The sequence below is a fragment of the Pseudomonas alcaligenes genome (assembly GCF_041729615.1).
Lineage (GTDB): Bacteria > Pseudomonadota > Gammaproteobacteria > Pseudomonadales > Pseudomonadaceae > Aquipseudomonas > Aquipseudomonas alcaligenes_B.
The window spans coordinates 144,060-167,194 of sequence record NZ_CP154874.1; the positions used below are offsets into that span (position 1 = coordinate 144,060).

Consider the following 23,135-nt stretch of genomic DNA (forward strand, 5'->3'; position numbering starts at 1 on the left):
GTAAGCGCCGGCAGTAACGGCAAAGGAGCACTTCCATGGCTTTCAATATCGGTCTCAGCGGTCTGCGGGCAGCCACCAACGACCTCAACGTCACCGGCAACAACATCGCCAACGCCGGCACCGCGGGCTTCAAGCAGTCGCGCGCGGAGTTCGCCGACGTCTATGCCGCTTCGGTGCTCGGCACCGGTTCCAATGCCCAGGGCAGTGGTGTGCTACTGGGCGACGTGTCGCAGCTGTTCAACCAGGGCAACATCAACTACACCCAGAACGCCCTGGACCTGGCCATCAACGGCAACGGCTTCTTCGTTACCAGCAACAACGGTGAGATCAGCTACACCCGTGCCGGCTACTTCGGTACCGACCGCGATGGTTACGTGGTCAACAACTTCGGCTATCGCCTGCAGGGTTACGCGGTGGATGACGCCGGCAACCTGCAGAACGGTATCGTCGACGACATCCAGATCCGCACTGCCGCCCAGTCGCCGCGTGCCACCGAGAACATGGCGCAGACCTTCAACCTCAACTCGAACAACACGGTGCCGACCACCGTGCCCTTCGACCCGGCCGACCCGACCACCTACAACTCGTCGACCTCGACCAATATCTACGATACCCAGGGCAATGCCCACGTGCTGACCCAGTACTTCGTCAAGACGGCAGCCAACACCTGGACCATGAACGTGCTGATCGACGGGCGAAATCCCAACGATCCGACGCTGACCACGCCCTACACCGTCGACCTGAGCTTCACCGCCGCAGGCCAGCTGGATACTGCGGCGCTGGCCTCTGCCGACTTCACGGTGAACGCCGACGGCACCCTGGCCCTGACCAACTGGGTGCCCGCTGCCCCGGATACTTCGGTGCCACCGGTGTGGAGCCCTAACGGTGCCAACGCGGCAGCGGCGGGTATCACCATCGATATCCGTGATGCCACCCAGTTCGCCAGCGCCTTCGCCGTCACCGCGGTCAGACAGGATGGCTATACCACCGGCGAGCTGGCCGGCCTGGAGATCGACGATACCGGGGTGATCTTCGCCCGCTACACCAATGGCCAGTCGCTGATCCAGGGTCAGGTAGTGCTGGCCAACTTCGCCAACGTGCAGGGCCTGACCCCGGTCGGCAAGACCGCCTGGGTGCAGTCCTTCCAGTCCGGTGAGCCGGTGGTCGGTACGCCGCGCTCCGGCACCCTGGGCGCCCTGCAGGCCGGCGCGCTGGAGGATTCCAACGTCGAGTTGTCGGACCAGCTGGTCAACCTGATCGTCGCCCAGCGCAACTACCAGGCCAACGCCAAGACCATCGAAACCGAAAGCGCCATCACCCAGACCATCATCAACCTGCGTTGATGAGTGGAGGAGGGGGCTTGCCGCCAGCGGCAAGCCCTCGCCGTAATCCCTTCGGCAAAGGCTCCTCATGGAGCCTTTTATTTATAGAAAAACTATAAAAATCAAATAGATGTAATTCTATTTTTGTCCTGGCACGCAGTTTGCTGAAGAGCTTGTAACTGAATTACGAGCGGCAATCGGCCGAATTGCGGAGCAACCCATGGACAAGATGCTGTACATCTCCATGACCGGCGCCAGCCAAAACACTCTGGCCCAGCGTGCCCACGCCAACAACCTGGCGAACATCTCGACCACCGGCTTTCGCCGCGACTACGAGCAAGCGCGTTCCATGCCGGTGTTCGGCGACAGCTACCCGGCGCGGGTCTACGCCATGACCGAGCGTCCCGCCACCGACTTCACGCCCGGCTCCCTGCAGGAGACGGGGCGCGACCTGGACGTGGCCATCGAGGGCCAGGGCTGGATCGCCGTGCAGGCGGCCGATGGCAGCGAGGCCTACGTGCGCACCGCCAGCCTGCAGATCGACGCCCTCGGCCAGCTGCGCACCGGCAACGGTTTGCCGGTGCTCGGCAATGGCGGGCCGATCGCCGTGCCGCCGGAGCAGAAGGTCGAGATCGGCCAGGACGGCACCATCAGCATTCGCGCCCTTGGCGAGGCCCCCAACGTGATGGCCGAGGTGGACCGCATCAAGCTGGTCAATCCCGACCTCAGGAGCATGGAGAAGGGCACCGATGGCCTGATCCGCGTCAAGGATGCGACCGGACCGCAGGAGCCCGATGCCACCGTACGCCTGACTTCCGGCTTCCTTGAGTCGAGCAACGTCAACGCCGTCGAGGAGATGACCGCGATCCTCTCGTTGTCCCGCCAGTTCGAGCTGCACGTGAAGATGATGCGTACCGCCGAAGACGGCGCCTCCGCCATGGCACGGGTCATGCAAATCAGCTAATCACCAACGCGAAGCGCCATGAAACCGGCGCTCGAGGAGAAAGAACATGCTTCCGGCTCTGTGGGTCGCCAAGACCGGCCTGTCCGCCCAGGACATGAACCTGACCACCATCTCCAACAACCTGGCCAACGTCTCGACCACCGGCTTCAAGCGTGATCGCGCCGAGTTCGAGGACCTGCTGTACCAGATCCGTCGCCAGCCCGGCGGTCAGTCCAGCCAGGACAGCGAGCTGCCCACCGGCCTGCAGCTGGGCACCGGCGTGCGCATCGCCGGCACCCAGAAGATCTTCACCGCCGGCAGCCTGCAGACCACCGAGCAGCCGCTGGACATGGCAGTCAACGGTCGTGGTTTCTTCCAGATACTGATGCCGGACGGCACCGTCGGCTACACCCGCGATGGCAGCTTCCACCTGGACTCCGACGGGCAGATCGTCACCTCCAGCGGTTTCCCGCTGGAGCCGGCCATCGTCCTGCCGGCCGAGGTGCAGACCTTCACCGTCGGCGAGGACGGCACCGTCTCGGTGACCACCGCCGGCAACCCGGCCGCCCAGGTGATCGGCAACATCCAGACCGCCGACTTCGTCAACCCGGCGGGCCTGCAGGCGATCGGCAACAACCTGTTCCTCGAGACCGCTTCCAGCGGCGCGCCGCAGGTCGGTACCCCGGGCCTTACCGGCCTCGGCACCGTGCTGCAGAACACCCTGGAGAACTCCAACGTCAGCGTGGTGGAGGAGCTGGTCAACATGATCACCACCCAGCGCGCCTACGAGATGAACTCCAAGGTGATCTCCACCTCGGACCAGATGCTCTCCTTCATCACGCAGAACCTTTAATAGCGCAGGCGCCCCAGGCGCCGGCAACTAGCAACACGAACGCCGTGAGGTAAGTGGTTATGAACCGGCCGATGATTCTTCTCTCCCTGCTGGGCTGCGTGCTCCTGAGTGGCTGCGTTACGCCCCCGCCGAAGCCGGACGATCCCTACTACGCCCCGGTACTGCCGCGCACCCCGCTGCCGGCAGCACAGACCAACGGCGCCATCTACCAGGCCGGCTTCGAGACCAACCTGTACGACGATCGCAAGGCCTACCGGGTCGGCGACATCATCACCATCACCCTCAGCGAGCGTACCCAGGCGAGCAAGGCGGCCGGCTCGGACATGTCCAAGGACAGCAGCGCCAACCTCGGTCTGACCTCGCTGTTCGGCGGCGCCCTGTCGCTGGACAACCCCAGCACCAGCCTCAATCCGCTCAAGGCCGAGGACCTCAGCCTGGATGTGGGTTACAGCGGTACCCGCTCGACCGAGGGGGAGAGCGCGGCCAACCAGAGCAACAGCCTGTCCGGCTCGATCACCGTGACGGTGGCCGAAGTGCTGCCCAACGGCATTCTCGCCGTACGTGGCGAGAAGTGGCTGACGCTGAACACCGGCGATGAACTGGTGCGCATCGCCGGGCTGATCCGCGCCGATGACATCGCCACCGACAACACCGTGTCCTCGACCCGCGTGGCTAATGCCCGGATCACCTACTCGGGCACCGGTGCCTTCGCCGATGCCAGCCAACCGGGGTGGTTCGACCGTTTCTTCATGAGCCCGTTGTTCCCGTTCTGAGCAGGTAGCCGACCATGAAGCGACTGATTTCCGCCCTCTGCCTGCTGCTCGCCGCGAGCACCGTGCAGGCCGAGCGCCTGAAGGACCTGGCCAGCATCCAGGGCGTGCGAACCAACCAGCTGATCGGCTATGGCCTGGTGGTCGGCCTCAACGGCACCGGCGACCAGACCACGCAGACGCCCTTCACCCTGCAGACCTTCAACAACATGCTGGCGCAGTTCGGCATCAAGGTGCCGGCCGGCAGCGGCAACGTGCAGCTGAAGAACGTCGCCGCGGTGTCCGTGCATGCCGAGCTGCCGCCGTTCGCCAAGCCGGGGCAGACCCTGGACGTGACCATCTCCTCGATCGGCAACTCGAAGAGCCTGCGCGGCGGCAGCCTGCTGATGACCCCACTCAAGGGCATCGACGGCAACGTCTACGCCATCGCCCAGGGCAACCTGGTGGTCGGTGGCTTCGACGCCGGCGGTGCCGACGGCTCGCGCATCACCGTCAACGTGCCGTCGGCTGGCCGCATCCCCGCCGGCGCCACGGTCGAACGCCCGGTGCCGAGCGGCTTCGACCAGGGCAACAGCCTGACGCTGAACCTCAACCGTCCGGACTTCACTACGGCGAAGAACATCGTCGACCAGATCAACGGCCTGCTCGGCCCGGGCGTGGCCCAGGCCATCGACGGCGGCTCGATCCGCGTCAGCGCGCCGCTGGATCCGAACCAGCGCGTCGACTACCTGGCGGTGCTGGAGAATATCGAGATCGAGGCCGGCCAGGCGGCGGCCAAGGTCATCATCAACTCGCGGACCGGCACCATTGTCATCGGCCAGAACGTCAAGGTGCAGCCGGCCGCGGTGACCCACGGCAGCCTCACCGTGACCATCACCGAAGACCCCATCGTCAGCCAGCCCGAGGCCTTCTCCGGCGGGCAGACCGCGGTGGTGCCGAACTCCCGTGTGGATGCCGAACAGGAGGCCAAGCCGATGTTCAAGTTCGGCCCCGGCACCACGCTCGACGAGATCGTCCGCGCGGTCAACCAGGTGGGCGCCGCGCCTTCCGACCTGATGGCCATCCTCGAGGCGCTCAAGCAAGCCGGCGCCTTGCAGGCCGACCTGATCGTGATCTGACGGAGGCGACCATGGACTCCAGACTCGCAGCCGGCCTCGACAGCGGCGCCTACACCGACCTGAACCGGCTCAACCAGTTCAAGGTCGGCGGCGACAGCGCAGGCAACATCAAGAAGGTCGCCCAGGAATTCGAATCGCTGTTCCTCAACGAAATGATGAAGGCCATGCGCAAGGCGAACGAGGTGTTCGCCGAAGGCAACTTCATGAACAGCAACGAGAGCAAGACCTACCAGGACATGCACGACCAGCAGTTGGCCGTGACCCTGTCGAAGAACAACGGCGGTATCGGGCTGGCCTCGGTGCTGGAGCGCCAGCTCAGCCAGATGAAGAGCGGACCGCAGCGGGTCAACCCCTTTGCCCAGGTCGAGGCGCCAAGCGCCAGCGCGCGCGCCGGTGCCTTGGGCCACGCTGGCGCGTTCAAACCGGCGGGCGAGGGCGGTGTCACCGCCCGTGACGATTCGCAACTGCTCAACCAGCGACGCCTGAGCCTGCCGAGCAAGCTCACCGACCGCCTGCTGGCCGGCATAGTCCCGGCTAGCGGCGAAGGCCAGCCGCTGGCTGGCAGTGACTGGGTGCCGGCGCAGGCCAGTGCGGTGGTCGACGGCAAGCCGTTGAGCCTGGGCGACAGCGACGCCATCAGTGGTCGCCGGGTGGCCCAGCCGCCGCTGGCCAAGGGCAAGTCGGCGTTCGCCTCGGCCGCCGACTTCGTCGCCACCATGCTGCCGCTGGCCGAGGAGGCCGCGCAGAAGATCGGCGTCGACGCCCGTTACCTGGTGGCCCAGGCCGCCCTGGAAACCGGCTGGGGCAAGTCGATCATCCGCCAGGCCGACGGCTCCAGCAGCCACAACCTGTTCGGCATCAAGGCCCACGGCGGCTGGCAGGGTGAGTCGGCACGGGTACTGACCACCGAATACAAGGGCGGTGAGGCGGTCAAGGAGGCGGCTTCCTTCCGCGCCTATGACTCCTACCGGCAGAGTTTCAACGACTACGTGAGCTTCCTGCAGGGCAACGGCCGCTATCAAGAAGCGCTGGCCGCGACCGATAACCCGGAGAGCTTCGTGCGCGAGCTGCAGGAGGCCGGTTACGCCACCGACCCCCAGTACGCCCGCAAGATCGCGCAGATCGCCCGGCAGATGCAGACCTACCAGGCTGTGGCTGCCGCCGACAGTCCGACCACGAGGACCTGAGAGCTGAATCATGGCTGACCTACTGAGCATTGGCCTGTCGGGCCTCGCCGCGAACAAGACCTCGCTGGCGGTCACCGGCCACAACATCACCAACGTCAACACGCCGGGCTTTTCCCGGCAGGACACGGTGCAGGCCACGCGCATCCCGCAGTTCAGTGGTGCCGGCTACATAGGTTCGGGCACCACCCTGGTGGATGTGCGGCGCATCTACAACGAATTCCTCACCACCCAGGTGCGTACCAGCACGGCACTGAACAGCGATGTGTCCGCCTACCTGGGGCAGATCAACCAGCTCGATTCGCTGCTGGCCGGCAGCACCACCGGCATCACCCCCGGCCTGCAGAAGCTGTTCGCCTCGCTGCAGACCGCTGCCGAGGACCCTGCCAATATTCCGGCGCGGCAGCTGGTACTGTCCGAGGCCGAGGGCCTGGCCAAGCGCTTCAACACCATCTACGACCGTCTCTACGAGCAGAATGCCTTCATCAACAAGCAGCTCGAGGCGGTGACCGACCAAGTCAACCAGCTGGCCACCTCGATCGCCGGCTACAACAACGCCATCGCCGTGGCCGCAGCCAATGGCAAGCAGCCCAACGATCTGCTCGATGCCCGCGAGGAGGCCGTGCGCAAGCTCTCCGAGTTCATCGGCGTGACCGTGGTTCCGCAGGACGACAGCAGCTACAACCTGTTCATCGGCTCCGGCCAGCCGTTGGTAGTGGGAGCCACCGCCTCGCGCCTGGAGGTGGTACCCGGCACCGCCGACCCCCTGCGCGCCGAAGTACAGTTCGTCAGCGGCAACTCGCGCCAGGGCATCACCTCGCTGATTACCGGTGGCGAGATGGGCGGTCTGATCCGCTATCGCGAGGACGTGCTGGACGAGTCGCTGAATGCCGTCGGGCGCCTGGCGCTGTCGGTCGCCGACCAGATCAACAGCCAGCTCGGGCAGGGCCTGGACCTCAAGGGCAACTTCGGCGAGCCGCTGTTCCGTGAGATCAACGATCCGCTGCTGATCGGCCAGCGCAGCCTGGCCCGGGTCGGCAACAGCGACCCCTCGGCCAATCTCAATGTGCTGATCGAAGACACCACCGCGCTGACCACCAGCGACTATGAGATCGAGTTCACCAGCGCTACCGAGTACACCGTGCGGCGGGTCTCCGACGGTCAGACGGTCTCCGCGCTCTATGACGACGATGGCGACCCGGACACCCCGCTGGTGGCGGCGCCTTCGCCCTACGACATCACTTCGGGTACCCCGCTGATCTTCGATGGCTTCTCGATGAACGTGGCCTCCGGCACCTTCGCCGCCGGCGACCGCTTCCGCGTCATGCCGACCCGTACCGGTGGCAGCGACATCCGTGCCGATCTTAAGAACGCCGAGGAGCTGGCATTCGCCTCGCCGCTGAAGGCCGAGACCAGTCCCGGTAACGTCGGTACCGGAGTCATTACCCAGCCGAGCCTGATCACCGAGATCGACATCTACGATCCGGTCGCTCAGGCCGCGCTGGAAAGCAGCCTGCGCACTACGCCACCACTGCGCATCGTGTTCACCTCGGCCACTGACTACGATGTGGTCGATACCACGGGGGCGGTGCTGAGCAGCAACGTCATCGTACCTGGGCAGAACAATACCCAGCAGATCACCGCCGGTACGCCGCCCAACGACTTCACCTTCGAGTTCACCATCAGCGGCCGCCCGACCACCGGTGACAACTTCACCATCGCCTTCAACACCAACGGCGTCTCGGATAACCGCAATGCCTTGAAGCTGGCCGATCTGCAGAACAAGGCGACAGTCGGTATCGATCCCAACTTCCCCAACACCACCGGTGCGAGTTTTACTGACTCCTACGGCGATCTGGTGGAGCGGGTCGGTACCCTGACCAGTCAGGCCCGTGTCGATGGCGAGGCGACCGGGGCGATCCTCAAGCAGGCCACGGACAACCGCGACTCGGTATCGGCCGTGAACCTCGACGAGGAGGCGGCCAAGCTGATCCAGTTCGAGCAGTATTACCAGGCCTCGGCGCAGATCATTCAAGTCGCGCGTACCCTGTTCGATACCCTGATCAACACCTTCTAAGCCGGATAGCCACCATGGTCATGCGCATCTCCTCCATCCAGGCCTTCAACAACGGTGTGAACGGCATCGGGCGCAACTATTCCAACGTGATCCGCACTCAGGAGCAGATCAGCAGCGGCAAGCGCATACTCACCCCGGCGGATGATCCGGTGGCCTCGGTGCGCCTGCTGCAGCTGGAGCAGCAGCAGGCGGTGCTGGGGCAGTACAAGGACAACCTGACGGCGGCGAAGAACAGCCTGACCCAGGAGGAGACCGCCCTCAACTCGGTCAATACAGTGCTGCAACGCATTCGCGAACTGGCGGTGCAGGCAGGTGGTGGCGCGCTGTCGGCCGAGGATCGCAAGTCCATTGCCAAGGAACTGGGTGAGCGCGAGGCCGAGCTGCTCAACCTGATGAACAGTCGTAATGCCCGAGGCGAGTACCTGTTCTCCGGCTTCCTGGGCAAGACCGAGCCCTTCATCCGCAACCCCGATGGTACCTATTCCTATTTCGGTGACGAGGGCCAGCGCCGCCTGCAGGTGGCCAGTTCGACCACGGTGGCGATCAACGACAACGGCAAGCGCCTGTTCGAGGACGTGACCAACGCCGATCGGGTACTGGAGACCGGGGGCATCGACAATCCGGCGCTGGCGGGGCAGGTGCCACCGCTGCCGGCCACCACCATTCCGGCGGTGCCGGCCGACGACCAGCGTGTGTTCATGTCCCAGGGGCTGGTCGAGGACCAGGATGCCTTCAATAACAACTTCCGCGCCAGCGAGCCCTACTCACTGGTATTCGTCAGCGGCAGCGAGTTCCGCATCTACGATGGTGCTGGAGCCGATGTGACCTCCGAGGTCTCCGGGGGCGGTCAGATCGACCCCCTGGCCAATGGCGGCAATGTCATCAACTTCCGCGGCATGCGCTTCCAGCTGGATGTGGTTCTGCAGGCCGGCGACAACGAGCAGGATCTCGATCAACTGCTCGCCGACACGGCCACCCCGGGAAGCCCGGGCATAGGCACCCACAGCTTCACTTTGCAGGCTGCTCCGACCGAATTCGCCGTCACCCGCTCCTCGACCAACGCCTCCACGGCGGTGGTCAGCGGCGGCACCATCACCAACCAGGCTACCTTCAATTCGCAGTTTCCTACCTCTGGAGTGGTCTTGCGCTTCACCAATGCCACCGACTTCGACGTCTATGCCCAGCCGGTAGGGCCGAGCAGCACGCCGATCGCCAGTGGCTCAGCGCCGGCACCGGGCACCTTCAACGTGTTCGGGGTCGATTTCGATATCGACGTCGCGGCGGCTGCCGGTGACGAGTTCGGTATCAAGCCGCAATTCCAGGAGCAGCGCAGTATCCTCAACACCATCTCCCAGCTGCGTCAGGCGCTAGAGAGCGCCCCGACAACATCGGTCGGCAATCTGGCAGTGCGCGATGAGGTTTCCATTGCACTGAAGAATCTCGACAACGGCATTGGCCAGGTATTGGAGGTACAAACCGAAATCGGTGCCCGTCTCAACCTGGTGGAATCCACCGAGGTCGACAACGAGGATGTCACGCTGGTCAACAAGGCGGTGCAGGCCGATCTGCGCGAGCTTGACTATGCCGAGGCGTTGTCACGGCTGTCGTTCCAGACCGTCATTCTCGAAGCTGCGCAGCAGAGCTACGTGAAGATCGCCGGGCTCAACCTGTTCAATCAGTTGCGTTGAGCCTAGGCCCTCGGTTGCCGTAGGGCGCTATCACTTCTTTTGCCTCTTCGTGCCGATTTTTCTGATTTCATCTGGCTTGTTAATTGCTAACTTGCACGGATAGAGATGAAAAATTGACGGAATCAGGCATGTCAGTTGATACCGAGTGGCTAGTGGAGTTCTTTCGCCGACAGGCGCGCCTTGGTTTCGAGGAGGGCGATTACACTCGTACCCGCAATTGCTGCCGGGAGTTGCTGCAACAGCTACCCAAGGATCGCGAGGCCTGGCAGTTGCTCGGCGAGGCGGCCCTGGCCAGTCGCGACAATGTGACGGCCTTGCGCGCTTTCGATCATCTGCTCGAGCTGGATCCCCAGAACGCCGACTATGCGATGCGGCTTGGCCAGGCGAGCCTGCAGGCCCAGGACTGGCCATCGGCGGTGGCCGCATTCGATCAGGTCCTGAAGCTTCAACCCGGCCACCCGGCAGCCCGCGAGGCCTTGGAGCTCATCGGCCAACTGCAGGCCAAGCTCGATATCCTGGGACAGCTGCCTGAGGCGATACCCGGGCGCAATGACCCTTGTCCCTGTGGCAGTGGCTTGAAGTACAAGAAGTGCTGCCTGCTCAAGGGGGCGCAGCAGATTGCCCAGCAGCGCATCGAAGAAGCCTACTCTGCCGGCGAGTGGCAGCAGGTATTGGGCCTGATTGCCGATCTGGAGGTGCTTGCACCTCGCCATGAGTTGCTGCTGGCGATGGCGCGTTACCAGCTGGGGCAGCGCCAGCATGCCTATCCGCTGCTCAAGGTTGCTCGGCGTCGTTGGCCTGATGATCTCGAGGTGACGGCCGCGCTTGCCGACCTGGAATTGGATCATGATGTTGCCGCCGCGCAGCGGCTGGCCGAAGTCGTCCTGGCTGCGCAGCCGGGACAATGGCGTGCCAGCCTGGTGCTGGCTGCGGTTCATGCACGGCAGGGGCAGACGGCGGCATCCGAGGCGGCTCTGCGCGAGCTGGTACGTATCGATCCCGCCTGTGACACCGCCTGGTTGCGCTTGAGCAATTTCCTGCGCAAATCCCAGCGCGAGCAGGAAGAGGCGCAGCTGATGCGTGAATGGACCGAGCGTTGCCCGGATAACCCAGTGGCCTGGCTCCATCGTGGCATGTCTGCGGTCCTTGCGGCGCGCGGTGATGAAGCGCGGGCTCATTTGAATCAGGCCCTTGCTCTCGATCCTCACAATCACGAGGCGCATTGCTGGATAGGGCAGTCCTACCAGAACGAACAGAATCCACATCGCGCTCTGGAACATCTGATGCTCGGTTTGCAGATCAAGCCCGATTATCAGGTGGGCTGGAATATGCTCGGCGGGGTCTACCACTCGGTGGGGCGCCAGCATGAGGCCGAGGGCTGCTTCATGCGTGCCCTGGCGATCACTCCGGACCAGGCCGAGGCCTGGAACAACCTGGCCAATACCTATTTGGATGCACGGCTGCTCGACGAAGCCGAGCGGGTCATGCATGTAGGCATCAGCCTGAATGGCCGAGAGCCCAACTTGTGGAACAATCTCGGCAACATTCTCAGTGCCGCCAAGCGCATCAGCGAGGCGCGCGAGGCTTACCAGAAGGCCTTGGAGGTAGCCCCGGACTACCGGCCGGTGCTGATCAATCTGGCCGGGGTCGAGGCCAACTTCGGCAATCTGGATCGGGCCATCGAGTTGCTGAGAGGAGTTCTGGATGCCGCCCAGGCGCGTACCAATACCTTCTTCTTCGCCAACTATCATGCAGACTGGAGTGGTGAGCAGGTCTTTGCTGTCTATTGGGACATCATCGAGCGCTTCTTTCCCCAGCGTCGTTATTTCGACTACGCCAACAGCCTGCAGCCCAAGCGGCGCCTGCGTATCGGCTATATCTCACCGGACTTCCGTCATCACGTCTGCGCGCTCTTCATCGAGCCGCTGATGCGCAATCACGATCACGAGAAGGTAGAAGTATTTGCCTACTCGCTAGTGCGCCTGGAGGACCAGGTGACCGAGCGCTTCATGGGCTATGCGGATCATTGGCGGCATTGCGTCGGCCTGAGCAATGAGCTGATCGCCGAGCAGATCCGGGCCGATCAGATCGATATTCTTGTCGATCTCGCCGGGCATACCGCCAACAATGGGCTGGCCTGCCTGGCGCTCAAGCCTGCACCGGTCCAGGTCAGCTGGTGGATGGGTTTTGCCTTCGGCACCGGTCTGAAGGCGGTGGACTATTTCCTGGCCGACGAGCAGATGCTGCCGCCCGGCTGCGAGGCCTCGTTTGCCGAGCAGCTCTGGCGCATGCCTGGGCCGGCGGTGGCCTACATGCCCAATGCCATGATGCCGGAAGTATCGCCGCTGCCGGCGCTGAGCAACGGTCATATCACCTTTGGCAGCCTGACCCGCCCGGTACGCCTCAATCATCGGGTGATTCGTGTCTGGTCGGAGTTGCTCAAACGAGTGCCCAACTCGCGCCTGATCCTCGATAGCAGTGCCTTCGATGACGCTGGCCTGTGTGAGCACTATCGGCACAAGTTCGCCGAGCAGGGTATCGACCCTGCGCGCCTGGATTTTGGCTACACCGCGCCGGTCTGGGATGCGCTCGGCAAGATGGATATCGCACTGGACTGCTTCCCGCACAACTCCGGCACTACCCTCTATGAGAGCCTGTGGATGGGGCTTCCGGTGGTCACGCTGCGCCATCGGCCCTCCATGGGGCGGGTGGGCGCGCTGATCCTGCATGGCATGGGGCGTGGCGAGTGGTGTGCCGATAGCGAGGAGGAGTATCTCGACAAATTGGCGGCCCTGGCGGCCGATCCCGGTGAACTGGCGCGCATACGCGCGGGGCTGCGTGAAGAAATGCGCAACTCGCCGCTGTGCGACGGAGTCGATTTCGCTCGCCGCATGGAGCTGACTTACCAGCAGATGTGGCAGCGCTACTGCGAGCAAGGAGAACAACAATGAAAGCAGTGATCCTGGCCGGCGGCCTGGGCACCCGCATCAGCGAGGAATCGCACCTCAAGCCCAAGCCGATGATCGAGATCGGTGGCAAGCCGATTCTCTGGCACATCATGAAGCAGTACTCGGCCCACGGTATTCAGGACTTCGTCATCTGCCTGGGCTACAAGGGCTATGCGATCAAGGACTTCTTCGCCAACTACTTCCTGCACACCTCCGATGTCACCTTCGACATGCGCAACAACCAGATGGAGGTGCATCAGAACTACAGCGAACCCTGGCGCGTGACGCTGGTGGATACCGGCGAGGACACCATGACCGGTGGCCGCTTGCGCCGTGTCGGACGCTTTCTCGAGCAGGACGAGGCCTTCTGCTTCACCTACGGCGACGGCGTATCCGACCTGGACATCGGCGCCCTGGTTGACTTCCACAAGCGGCACGGCAAGCACGCCACCGTTACCGCCGTGCAGCCGCCTGGCCGCTATGGTGCCCTGGCTCGCGAGGGCGATCAGGTCACCGGGTTCGTCGAGAAGCCACGCGGCGACGGCGGTTGGATCAACGGTGGTTTCTTCGTGCTGTCACCCAAGGTATTGCCCTATATCGCCGAGGACTCCACCACCTGGGAGGCCGAACCGTTGGGCCAGCTGGCCAGCGAGGGGCAGCTGATGGCCTTCCAGCATGAAGGTTTCTGGCACCCGATGGATACCCTGCGCGACAAGAACTACCTGGAACAGCTGTGGCAGAGTGGAGAGGCACCTTGGAAGCAGTGGAACTGAGTCGCGAGTTCTGGCACGGCAAGCGGGTCCTGCTGACCGGTCACACCGGCTTCAAGGGCGGCTGGCTGGCGCTCTGGCTGCAGAGCTGGGGTGCCCAAGTGACCGGATTCGCCCTCGATCCCTCCACCGATCCCAGTCTGTTCGAGCTGGCGCGGGTAGGTGAGGGCATCGACAGCCGCATCGGCGACCTGCGTGATCTGCCGGCTTTGCTGGCGCTGGTGGCCGAGGTCAAGCCCGAGATCGTTCTGCATCTGGCCGCTCAGCCGTTGGTGCGCGAGGGCTACCGCGATCCGCTGGGCACCTATGCCAGCAATGTAATGGGCACCCTGCATCTGCTTGAGGCGCTGCGCCAGGTCTGCGGTGTCAGGGCCTGCGTGGTGGTGACCACCGACAAGGTCTATGCCAATAACGAATGGGCCTGGCCCTACCGGGAGAACGAGCCACTCGGCGGTCACGACCCCTACAGCAGCAGCAAGGCCTGTTGCGAGTTGCTGGCGCAGTCATTTGCTGCCTCCTATTTTCCGGCGTCCCGCCATGCTGAGCACGGGTTGGCCCTGGCCACCGCTCGGGCCGGCAATGTGCTGGGCGGTGGCGACTTCTCGGCCGATCGCCTGGTGCCGGACGTTTTGGCTGCCTGGACGCGTGGCGAGCCGGTGACCCTGCGTTACCCGCAGGCCGTACGCCCCTGGCAGCATGCCCTGGAGCCGCTGGCCGGTTACCTGCAGCTGGCCCAGGGGCTCTACGAGCAGGGGCCGGTCGTAGCCGGCGCCTGGAACTTCGGCCCCGCCGACAGCGACACCTGCAATGTTGGCGAGGTGGTGGCGCGTCTGGCCGCGCGCTGGCCGCAGGCGCCGGGTCTGAAGATCGAACCCAGCGAGCTGCACGAGGCCGGCCTGCTGCGCCTGGACAGCAGTCGTGCGCGCCAGCTGCTCGGCTGGCAGCCGCGCTGGGGGCTGGACGACTGCCTGGCGCAGACCCTCGACTGGCACCTGGCCTGGCAGCGTGGCGACGACATGCGCGCCGTGACCCTGGCCCAGCTGGCCGGCTACTGGGGGCAGGCATGAGCGAGCTCCAGCTGATCGAGCTGCCGCTGCCGGGGCTGTCCGCCCTGCAGCATCGCGTGCATCAGGACGAGCGCGGTCGTTTCGCCCGCCTGTATTGCGAAGGCAGCCTGGAGTTGTTCGGCCAGCCTTTCCATGTGCGGCAGATCAACCAGTCGCTGACCCGCGAACGCGGCACCGTGCGCGGTCTGCACTTCCAGTACCCGCCGCATGCCGAGAGCAAGCTGATCACCTGCCTGCGTGGTGTGGTGTGGGATGTGGCGGTGGACGTACGACAGGGCTCGCCGACCTTCCTGCGCTGGCACGCCGAGCGGCTGGAGGCCGGTGACGGCCGCAGCTTGCTGTTGCCGCCAGGTTTCGCCCACGGCTTCCAGGCTCTCAGTGACGATGCCGAGCTGCTCTACCTGCACAGCGCCGATTACACCCCGGGCCACGAAGGCGGCTTGTCCGTTGGCGACCCACGTCTGGCCATCGACTGGCCGCTGCCATTCAAGAACCTGTCGGCCCGCGATGTCGGCCATCCGCTGTTGGATGAGAGTTTCCAAGGAGTCCGCTTATGAACTGCCGTGGCTGCGGTGCGCACCTGCACCTGCCGTTGATCGACCTGGGCACGGCGCCGCCGTCCAACGCTTATGTGAGCGCCGCGCAACTCGACCAGGCCGAGCAGTGGGTGCCGCTAAGGGTGCAGGTATGTGACTCGTGCTGGCTGGTGCAGACCGAGGACTACCGCGCCGCCGACAGCCTCTTCGATGCCGACTATGCCTACTTCAGCTCCTTCTCCAGCAGCTGGCTGGCCCATGCCGAGCGCTACGTCGCCAGCATGACCGAGCGCTTCGGCCTGAATGCGCAGAGTCGGGTAGTAGAAATCGCCGCCAATGACGGCTACCTGCTGCAGTATGTGGCGGGGCGCGGCATGCCCTGTCTGGGTATCGAGCCCACCGCCAGCACGGCGCGTGCGGCGAGGGAGAAGGGCCTGGAGATTCGCGAGCTGTTCTTCGGCGAGGCCGTTGGTCGTCAACTGGCGGAGGAGGGCTGGAGCGCCGATCTGATGGCGGCCAACAATGTGTTGGCCCACGTGCCGGACATCAACGACTTCCTCAAGGGCTTCGCTGCGCTGCTGAAGCCGACTGGCGTGGCCACCTTCGAGTTTCCCCATCTGCTGCGGCTGATGGCCGAACACCAGTTCGATACTCTCTATCATGAGCACTATTCCTATCTGTCGCTGACCGCAGTGCAGACACTCTGTGAGCGCAACGGTCTGGCCGTGTTCGATGTCGAGGAGCTGCCGACCCATGGCGGTTCGCTGCGGGTCTTCGTGCAGCGTACCGGGGGCGCGCGCCCGGTTTCTGCCGCCGTCGGCGAGTTGCTGGCGCGCGAGGAAGCGAGCGGGGTGAAGACCGTCGCCTATTACGAGAGCCTGGCGCCGGCCGCCGAGCGCATCAAGCACGAGCTGCTGCGCTTCCTGCTCAAGGCCAAGGCCGAGGGCAAGAAGGTGGTCGGCTACGGCGCGGCGGCCAAGGGCAACACCCTGCTCAACTACGCCGGGGTGCGTGGCGACCTACTGGCCTGGGTGGCCGATGCCAACCCGCACAAGCAGGGCAAGTTCCTGCCGGGCAGCCGCATTCCTATCGTCGAACCGGCGCGCATCGCCATCGAGAAACCGGACTATGTGCTGGTGCTGCCGTGGAACCTGCTGAGTGAGGTGATGGAGCAGCAGGCCGTGGTCAAGACCTGGGGTGGCCGCTTCGTGGTTGCCGTGCCAGGGCTGCAAGAGTTTGCCGCTCGTTAATCCTCGGGGGGGATCATGGCTAACTTCATTACGGAAGCGTTTTACGGGGTGCGAGATCAGGAGCAATTTGTCGACGGCATTGCCCGTGCTCTAAACACCTTGCAGCCAGATGGGATTTTTGTTGCCGATAACCTGATTACCTGGAATCGGAACATGGGCTTTCTGCAGGACGAGAAATTCGTTTCTGCAATCAACAGCAACTCCCCGGATATTCAGGAGCAGTCGCTGATATGGCGCTTGCATACATTGTGCTGGGCCGCCAGGCAGTGCAGTCGGCTGGATGGGGATTTTGTCGAGGCCGGGGTTTACAAGGGTTTCACGGTTAAAGTCATCTGCGATTACTTGGGCTTCAACTCTCTGGAGCGTGATTACTATTTATACGACGTATTTTGTCACTCCCCGGAGATGAAACATCATGCCCTGAGTGCGCATGGCGAGCATCTGTACGCGCAGGTTTGCGAGCGTTTCAGGGATTATCCCAGGGTGAAGGTCGTGCAGGGGTTGGTGCCCGAATCTTTTGCCAAGGGCGTGCCCGAGAGGATCGCCTTCATGCACATCGATATGAACAACGCGGATGCAGAGGTTGCGGTTCTGGATCGCTTCTATGAGCGTCTGGTACCCGGCGGAATGATAGTTTTCGATGACTATGGCTGGTTGTGGTATCAGGCCCAGCAGCATGCCGAGGATGCGTGGCTCAACCGACATCATGGTGAGCGCATCCTGGAGTTGCCAACCGGGCAAGGCCTGCTGGTCAAGCTCTGAATATGCCAAGTGCTCGCGAGTGTGTTCTGGTTACAGGGGCGGGGGGCTTCGTTGGCCGTCATGTGCTGGGTCAATTGCTTGATTCGGGCTGGGATGTGCATGCCGTCTATCGTCCCGGGGGGCCGTCGGCTGAGGTGCAGGGCAAGGCGCAAGTTCATTCGGTGGACTTGTTGCTACCCGGAGCCGCCGATACTTTGCTCGGAGCCGTAAGGCCGCAACGCCTGTTGCACCTGGCCTGGTGTGCGAAGCCTGGCGAGTACTGGACCTCGTCGGAAAACCTTGGCTGGGTGCGGGCCACTCTGGAGTTGCTCGAATCCTTCCGGATTCATGGTGGCGAGCAGGCGGTGCTGGTGGGCACCTGTGCCGAATATGACTGGAGCGGCAATGGCATCTGCCAGGAGTATGCGACTCCTCTGCGTCCGGCGACTCCTTACGGCCGCTGCAAGAATGCGACTCGTGAGTTGGCCGAGCTATTCGGCCAGCTACATGGCATACCGATCGCTTGGGCGCGGATCTTCCACGCCTATGGCCCCTTTGAGGCTCAAGGTCGGCTGGTACCAGCGGTGCTGGCGGCCTTGCTCAAGGGGGAGCCGGCGCGTTGCTCTCATGGCGAACAGCTGCGCGATCTGCTTCATGTGGCGGATGTTGCCGCGGCGCTGGTGCAGTTGATGAACGTGAAGGCCGATGGCGCCTTCAACATTGGCGGCGGTCAGCCGATACGCCTGCGCGAGGTCATCGAGTACCTGGCCAGGCAGCTGAACGCAGAACACCTGCTGCAATTCGGGGCTATACCGGTTGCGGCCAACGATCCGCCGTTGCTGATCGCCGATAACCAGCGCTTGCTGGCGACCGGCTGGCGGCCACGGTTCGATCTGCACAGTGGTTTGGATGATGTCCTCGCCTGGTGGCGCGGGCGAATTTGATACTCGGAAAGGAGCAGGAAGTGAAACTGACAGTCGATACTGATAACAAGAAACTGGTCCTGGAAGAGGGCGGTGCCGTCCGCGAGCTGGATCTGTACACCGACGAGTCTTTCGAGATTCTCTCCCAGCAGTGGGTAAACCTCGGCTGGAACCAGAAGTACCCCTATACCTTCTCCTGGATGGGCCGCCCGGTGATCCAGCTGCCGGAAGACATGATCCGCATCCAGGAAGTGATCTACAGTGTCAAGCCGGACGTGATAGTCGAGACCGGTGTCGCCCACGGCGGCTCACTCATCTATTACGCCAGCCTGTTCAAGGCCATGGGCAAGGGGCGGGTGATCGGCGTGGACATCGAGATCCGTCCGCACAACCGCAAGGCCATCGAGGAACACGAGCTGTTCAGCTACCTGACCCTGATCGAGGGCAGTTCGGTGGCCGACGAGGTGGTCGCCCAGGTCAAGTCGCTGATCAAGCCCGGCGAGACTGTGCTGGTGATCCTCGATTCCAACCATAGCTATGCTCATGTGACCGAAGAGCTGCGCCTGTATTCGCCGCTGGTGACCAAGGGCTCGTACATCGTCTCCACCGATGGGGTGATGAAGGAGGTCAAGGATGTACCGCGTGCCGGCAAGGACTGGGGGACCGACAACCCGTCCAATGCAGCCATCGATTTCGCCAAGGCCAACCCGCAGTTCGTCATCGAGCAGCCGTCCTGGCCGTTCAACGAGAGTGGTCTCAGCAAGAACATCACCCACTGGCCCGATGCCTGGTTGAAGCGTATCTAGGGTGAAAGGTGAGCAAGGCGCGCCGTTCTCTTGAACATGGCGCGTCAAACTCGCGACAGTCTGTCTTTTTTCGCGCTGAAGTGATGGTAATTGCCTGTTTTAAAAGGAATAAAAAAAATCGTTTTTCCTTGCTAAAGCCGCCTAAAGTTGCGTCGGAAAGCGCCGATACAAAGACCGAATGCGAACTTTATGGGGCGTCTGAGCAAGCAGGCCCAAAGCTCGCAGGCTCAGACAAACTCAGCAGCACGGTCCTTTGGAGGCAAACACCATGGCCCTGACAGTCAACACAAACGTCGCTTCGCTGAACACTCAGCGCAACCTCAACACTTCGTCCAAGGGTCTGGATACTTCCCTCCAGCGCCTGTCCACCGGTTTCCGCATCAACAGCGCCAAAGACGATGCGGCTGGCCTGCAGATTTCCAACCGTCTGACCAGCCAGATCAACGGTCTGAACGTTGCCACCCGCAACGCCAACGACGGTATCTCCCTGTCGCAGACCGCTGAAGGCGCCCTGCAGCAGTCCACCGGCATCCTGCAGCGTATGCGTGATCTGGCTCTGCAATCCGCCAACGGCTCCAACGGCGCCAGCGAACGTGCAGCACTGCAGTCCGAAGTGGCTCAGCTGCAACAGGAACTGAACCGTATCGCCGACACCACCAGCTTCGGCGGTCGCAAGATCCTCGACGGTACCTTCGGCTCCCAGAGCTTCCAGGTAGGTGCCAACGCCTTCGAAACCATCAGTGTCTCGATTGGTGCTGCCGGTGCCTCGCGCATCGGTGCCAGCCGCTTCAACAGCAGCGTGGCCGACTCCACCAACTCTCAGGATGGTATCGCTGCCTCCGCTGTGGCTGACTTCGCGGCCTACACCACCGCTTATGGTTACGCCTCCTCGCCGGCCACCAGTGCTGGCCTGACCATCTCCGGCAAGCTGGGCGATGCCTCCGTTGCCCTCAATAGTGGCAGCTCCGCTCGTGAACTGGCCGAAGCCGTCAACGGCGTGTCCGGCTCCACTGGCGTAACCGCCACTGCCCGCACCTCGGCTCGCCTGGAGAACTTCACCGGTACCACCACCGATCCGGGCACCATCAGCTTCACCCTCTACGGTTCGAACAACTCCGAGGAAAGCGATGGTGTAGCGATCTCCGCCAGCATCTCCGACTGGAGCGATCTGTCTGCCCTGGCCGATGAGATCAACAAGGAAACCGGTCGTACCGGCATATCCGCCAAGATCAACAACGACGGCACCCTGGAAATGACCAGCGAGCGCGGTGACGACATCGTCATCACCGAGTGGGCTGCTCAGCTTGAGGATGGTACTGCTGTCGGTGCAGACCTGCAGAGCCTGTCCTTCAATGGCGATAACGGTGTCGATGACGCCGAAGATGCCAGCGATCTGGTCGGGGCAGTAGCCACTCTGGCTGCCGGTGCGGGCGCCGTCTCGGTCGGTCAGGTACGCTTCGAGTCCGCCGATGCCTTCCAGGTTGAGAACTTCGACACCATCGACGGTGGCATCCAGGCTGCCAGCGTGTTCAGTACCCTGGAGGCTGTCGACAGCGTCGACATCAGCACCTCCATCGGCGCACAGAACTCTCTGGGCATCATCAGTGCCGCGATCTCCAACATCGACAGCCAGCGTGCTCAGCTCGGTGCCGTGCAGAACCGCTTCGAGAACACCATCTCGAACCTGCAGAACATCTCCGAGAACGCCTCCGCTGCTCGTAGCCGGATCCGCGACACCGACTTCGCTGCCGAAACCTCGGAGCTGACCAAGAATCAGATCCTGCAGCAGGCTGGTACCGCAATCCTGGCCCAGGCCAATCAGCTGCCGCAGGCTGTACTCAGCCTGCTCGGCTAAGGTCGGAAGCGCTAGACTGCGGGGAGAAGGGCTAGGCTCTTCTCCCCGCTACCTCATTGTGAGGAGAAATTTATGGACGTCGGCTCAATCAAGAATTCGCTGAATCCGGTACTTCCCGGCGCTGGAAAAACCGCTGTGGACGTGGTGCGCAAGCAGGCAGTCGGCGCCGCTGAACCGGGCGGCGAAGAGCAGGCTGCCAAGGCTGCGGCAACTGAAAAGACGGAAATTCCCCGTGAGCAAGTCGAGTCTGCTGTCTCGACTATTCAGGAGTTTGTCCAGTCGGTTCGCCGTAGTATCAACTTTTCCCTGGAAGACAGCTCCGGCAGGGTGGTGGTGAAAGTCACCGATGCTTCCTCCGGTGACATCATCCGGCAGATTCCCTCGGAAGAGGCGCTGCAGCTGGCAGAAAGCCTGGAAGAGGTGCGCAGTCTGCTGTTCAAGGCCGAAGCCTGACGCCAGGCATTGGCACGGCTTTTGACTGTTAAGCGCTCACAAGGCGTTGAGAGTCATATTTTTGGCGAGGTGAACCATGGCTGGAATTCTGGGTGTCGGGTCGGGCATCGATATCGATAGCATCGTGACAGCGCTGGTCAACGCCGAGAAGGCGCCGAAGACCCAGCAGCTGGACCGCCTCGAAAAGGCCACCACTTCGCGTTTCTCCGCATTGGGAACCCTGAAAGGTTCGCTAAGCGCTTTCCAGACTGCTGTTCAGAGTCTCAACAAGACCTCCATCTTCGAAACACGTACGGCATCGACAAATAACAGCAGTGTACTGACGGCCAAGGCCGCCAGTTCGGCGATTGCCGGCAAGTACAGCGTACAAGTCGAGCAGCTGGCTTCCAGCAGCAAGGTGGGTCTGCAGTCCGTCGCCACCAGTACCACTACCTTCAATAGCGGCAAGCTCACTATCTCTGCCGGCTCCAGCAGCATCGAGGTGGATGTCACCGACGATAACAACACCCTTGCCGGAATTCGCGACAGCATCAATGAGCAAGGCAAGAGTGCGGGTATTAGTGCGACCATCGTTTCAGATGCCTCGGGCTCGCGCCTGGTTCTGAGTTCGAGCAAGGCAGGTGAGGGCAACGACATCGCCGTGGCTGTGACCGAAGATGGGGTCACCAGCGGTTCCGTGGCGTTGACGACTCAGGCTTTCCAGCCATCCGCCAGCCTGCGGTTACCGAGCTTTGCAAGCGGCCCCACAACCACTTTCCAGGGTGGGGACATCGCCATTACAGCTGGCGACGTCAACCTGAACGTGACCATTCCCGATGGTTTCACGCTCGAAGACGTCCGCGACATGATCAATATCAATGGCAATCCGCAGGGCATTTCCGCCGCCATCGAGACGGATGCCTCGGGTTCACGGTTGGTACTCAGCTCCAGCAACGGTACCGGGCTCATGGCCAGTGTAACTTCCACTGGCGGAGCTATCGGCAGCAATGCATTGACCACCCTCAATCCTGCCTCCGGTGTGATGGCGACAGTCAGTGGTCCCAATTCCACGACTGGGGCAGCCGGCATCATCACCAAGGCACAATCTGCCGTGCTCTACGTCGACGGGCTCAAGGTGGTCAGCGAGAGCAATTCGGTGACTAGCGCCATCGACGGGGTAACCCTGAATCTGGCCAGCGTGCAGAGCTCAGCCGACATCGCTGCTGGCAAGACGGTCGATGTCACGGTCGGTATCGACAAGGCGACGGTCAAGTCCAACCTGCAGAAGTTTGTCGACGCCTACAACAGTCTCATGACCACTGCCGGCCAGCTGACGGCTGTAGTGCCGGTTGGCGAGGACGAGAATCCGGTGACCGGTGCCCTGGTGGGCGATGCCACGGTGCGAGGGCTCGTTGCAGGGCTGCGCGGCGAGCTGGTCAAGATGGCTGGCGATAGTGGCGTGCGAGCACTGGCCGAACTGGGTATCACCACTCAGAAAGATGGCACTCTGAAGATCGACGATACCGTCCTGACGACGGCTCTCGACAGTAACTTCGACAAGGTCGCGGAGTATCTGGCCGGTGACAAGGGGCTGATGGGCCGCCTGGAGGCCAGTGTCGGTAATTACCTGAAGGCTGGCGGTGTCTTCGATCAGCGCACCAAGGCGTTGCAGAGCACCCTGACCAATATCGACGACCAGCGCGATGCTCTAGATCTGCGTATCGCCAAGGTTCAGGAGCGCTTGGTCGCCCAGTATACCGCGATGGACCAGCTGGTTGCGCGTCTGCAGAAGACTAGCGAGAGCCTGACCAACCAGCTGGCCAGTCTGCCCGGTTTCGTGAAGAAGGATTGA

General features: G+C 62.9%; 19 protein-coding genes. All 19 read left to right on the top strand.

From position 1 onward, the window contains the following. Positions 1–35: 35 nt before the first annotated feature. The 19 genes from flgE to fliD all read left to right on the top strand — a co-directional run bounded on the left by flgE (position 36) and on the right by fliD (position 23,135). Positions 36–1,343 carry a flagellar hook protein FlgE gene (gene flgE, locus AAG092_RS00730; RefSeq protein ID WP_373388092.1) on the top strand — a complete coding sequence of 436 codons (1,308 nt, stop codon included), beginning with the start codon at positions 36–38 and terminating at the stop codon, positions 1,341–1,343. Positions 1,344–1,542: 199 nt separating this feature from the next. Next, a complete protein-coding gene (locus AAG092_RS00735) occupies positions 1,543–2,286 on the top strand; it encodes a flagellar basal body rod protein FlgF (RefSeq protein ID WP_373388093.1) in 744 nt (247 codons plus the stop codon). A gap of 46 nt (positions 2,287–2,332) precedes the next feature. Beyond that, positions 2,333–3,118 (top strand): flagellar basal-body rod protein FlgG, encoded by a 786-nt coding sequence (flgG, locus tag AAG092_RS00740; protein WP_373388094.1) that lies wholly within the window; start codon positions 2,333–2,335, stop codon positions 3,116–3,118. Between the two features lie 59 nt (positions 3,119–3,177). Further along, complete coding sequence (gene flgH, locus AAG092_RS00745) at positions 3,178–3,891, top strand: flagellar basal body L-ring protein FlgH (RefSeq protein ID WP_373388095.1); 714 nt, start codon at positions 3,178–3,180, stop codon at positions 3,889–3,891. 14 nt (positions 3,892–3,905) lie between these two features. Further along, entirely contained in the window at positions 3,906–5,006 is a 1,101-nt protein-coding gene (locus AAG092_RS00750; RefSeq protein ID WP_373388096.1) for a flagellar basal body P-ring protein FlgI, read from the top strand. 11 nt (positions 5,007–5,017) lie between these two features. Next, positions 5,018–6,193, top strand: a complete 1,176-nt coding sequence (gene flgJ / locus AAG092_RS00755; protein WP_373388097.1) for a flagellar assembly peptidoglycan hydrolase FlgJ — start codon at positions 5,018–5,020, stop codon at positions 6,191–6,193. Between the two features lie 10 nt (positions 6,194–6,203). After that, complete coding sequence (gene flgK / locus AAG092_RS00760; RefSeq protein ID WP_373388098.1) at positions 6,204–8,267, top strand: flagellar hook-associated protein FlgK; 2,064 nt, start codon at positions 6,204–6,206, stop codon at positions 8,265–8,267. Between the two features lie 14 nt (positions 8,268–8,281). Further along, positions 8,282–9,955, top strand: coding sequence for a flagellar hook-associated protein 3 (locus tag AAG092_RS00765; protein WP_373388099.1), 1,674 nt, complete (start codon positions 8,282–8,284; stop codon positions 9,953–9,955). 128 nt (positions 9,956–10,083) lie between these two features. Continuing rightward, on the top strand, positions 10,084–12,906 hold the full coding sequence (locus AAG092_RS00770) for a tetratricopeptide repeat protein (protein WP_373388100.1): 2,823 nt from the start codon (positions 10,084–10,086) through the stop codon (positions 12,904–12,906). Further along, positions 12,903–13,676, top strand: a complete 774-nt coding sequence (gene rfbF / locus AAG092_RS00775; protein WP_373388101.1) for a glucose-1-phosphate cytidylyltransferase — start codon at positions 12,903–12,905, stop codon at positions 13,674–13,676. Before AAG092_RS00770 ends, rfbF begins: the two co-directional genes overlap by 4 nt. Continuing rightward, positions 13,658–14,740 carry a CDP-glucose 4,6-dehydratase gene (gene rfbG, locus AAG092_RS00780; RefSeq protein WP_373388102.1) on the top strand — a complete coding sequence of 361 codons (1,083 nt, stop codon included), beginning with the start codon at positions 13,658–13,660 and terminating at the stop codon, positions 14,738–14,740. Before rfbF ends, rfbG begins: the two co-directional genes overlap by 19 nt. Next, complete coding sequence (locus AAG092_RS00785; protein WP_373388103.1) at positions 14,737–15,297, top strand: dTDP-4-dehydrorhamnose 3,5-epimerase family protein; 561 nt, start codon at positions 14,737–14,739, stop codon at positions 15,295–15,297. The genes rfbG and AAG092_RS00785 overlap by 4 nt, the downstream gene beginning before the upstream one ends. Further along, the gene (locus tag AAG092_RS00790; RefSeq protein ID WP_373388104.1) at positions 15,294–16,526 is read left to right on the top strand and encodes a methyltransferase domain-containing protein; all 1,233 of its coding nucleotides are present in this window, start codon (positions 15,294–15,296) and stop codon (positions 16,524–16,526) included. The genes AAG092_RS00785 and AAG092_RS00790 overlap by 4 nt, the downstream gene beginning before the upstream one ends. 15 nt (positions 16,527–16,541) lie before the next feature. Continuing rightward, positions 16,542–17,288, top strand: a complete 747-nt coding sequence (locus AAG092_RS00795; RefSeq protein ID WP_373388105.1) for a TylF/MycF/NovP-related O-methyltransferase — start codon at positions 16,542–16,544, stop codon at positions 17,286–17,288. 2 nt (positions 17,289–17,290) lie between these two features. Next, the gene (locus AAG092_RS00800; protein WP_373388106.1) at positions 17,291–18,211 is read left to right on the top strand and encodes an NAD-dependent epimerase/dehydratase family protein; all 921 of its coding nucleotides are present in this window, start codon (positions 17,291–17,293) and stop codon (positions 18,209–18,211) included. A 20-nt stretch (positions 18,212–18,231) separates the two neighbouring features. Then, positions 18,232–18,996 (top strand): cephalosporin hydroxylase family protein, encoded by a 765-nt coding sequence (locus AAG092_RS00805; protein ID WP_373388107.1) that lies wholly within the window; start codon positions 18,232–18,234, stop codon positions 18,994–18,996. A 268-nt stretch (positions 18,997–19,264) separates the two neighbouring features. Beyond that, positions 19,265–20,851: a flagellin gene (locus tag AAG092_RS00810; protein WP_373388108.1), complete on the top strand. Its 1,587-nt coding sequence runs from the start codon at positions 19,265–19,267 to the stop codon at positions 20,849–20,851. Between the two features lie 72 nt (positions 20,852–20,923). Further along, complete coding sequence (locus AAG092_RS00815; RefSeq protein ID WP_373388109.1) at positions 20,924–21,304, top strand: flagellar protein FlaG; 381 nt, start codon at positions 20,924–20,926, stop codon at positions 21,302–21,304. 76 nt (positions 21,305–21,380) lie between these two features. Beyond that, the gene (fliD, locus tag AAG092_RS00820; RefSeq protein ID WP_373388110.1) at positions 21,381–23,135 is read left to right on the top strand and encodes a flagellar filament capping protein FliD; all 1,755 of its coding nucleotides are present in this window, start codon (positions 21,381–21,383) and stop codon (positions 23,133–23,135) included.

Bases quoted from the DNA above. Each gene is read 5' to 3' on its own strand.
- AAG092_RS00790 (WP_373388104.1), top strand. From the start codon at position 15,294: ATGAACTGCCGTGGCTGCGGTGCGCACCTGCACCTGCCGTTGATCGAC.
- AAG092_RS00800 (WP_373388106.1), top strand. From the start codon at position 17,291: ATGCCAAGTGCTCGCGAGTGTGTTCTGGTTACAGGGGCGGGGGGCTTC.
- AAG092_RS00785 (WP_373388103.1), top strand. From the start codon at position 14,737: ATGAGCGAGCTCCAGCTGATCGAGCTGCCGCTGCCGGGGCTGTCCGCC.
- AAG092_RS00765 (WP_373388099.1), top strand. From the start codon at position 8,282: ATGGTCATGCGCATCTCCTCCATCCAGGCCTTCAACAACGGTGTGAAC.
- AAG092_RS00795 (WP_373388105.1), top strand. From the start codon at position 16,542: ATGGCTAACTTCATTACGGAAGCGTTTTACGGGGTGCGAGATCAGGAG.
- flgE (WP_373388092.1), top strand. From the start codon at position 36: ATGGCTTTCAATATCGGTCTCAGCGGTCTGCGGGCAGCCACCAACGAC.
- flgK (WP_373388098.1), top strand. From the start codon at position 6,204: ATGGCTGACCTACTGAGCATTGGCCTGTCGGGCCTCGCCGCGAACAAG.
- AAG092_RS00810 (WP_373388108.1), top strand. From the start codon at position 19,265: ATGGCCCTGACAGTCAACACAAACGTCGCTTCGCTGAACACTCAGCGC.
- fliD (WP_373388110.1), top strand. From the start codon at position 21,381: ATGGCTGGAATTCTGGGTGTCGGGTCGGGCATCGATATCGATAGCATC.
- AAG092_RS00750 (WP_373388096.1), top strand. From the start codon at position 3,906: ATGAAGCGACTGATTTCCGCCCTCTGCCTGCTGCTCGCCGCGAGCACC.
- rfbF (WP_373388101.1), top strand. From the start codon at position 12,903: ATGAAAGCAGTGATCCTGGCCGGCGGCCTGGGCACCCGCATCAGCGAG.
- AAG092_RS00770 (WP_373388100.1), top strand. From the start codon at position 10,084: ATGTCAGTTGATACCGAGTGGCTAGTGGAGTTCTTTCGCCGACAGGCG.
- AAG092_RS00815 (WP_373388109.1), top strand. From the start codon at position 20,924: ATGGACGTCGGCTCAATCAAGAATTCGCTGAATCCGGTACTTCCCGGC.
- flgG (WP_373388094.1), top strand. From the start codon at position 2,333: ATGCTTCCGGCTCTGTGGGTCGCCAAGACCGGCCTGTCCGCCCAGGAC.
- flgH (WP_373388095.1), top strand. From the start codon at position 3,178: ATGAACCGGCCGATGATTCTTCTCTCCCTGCTGGGCTGCGTGCTCCTG.
- AAG092_RS00735 (WP_373388093.1), top strand. From the start codon at position 1,543: ATGGACAAGATGCTGTACATCTCCATGACCGGCGCCAGCCAAAACACT.
- flgJ (WP_373388097.1), top strand. From the start codon at position 5,018: ATGGACTCCAGACTCGCAGCCGGCCTCGACAGCGGCGCCTACACCGAC.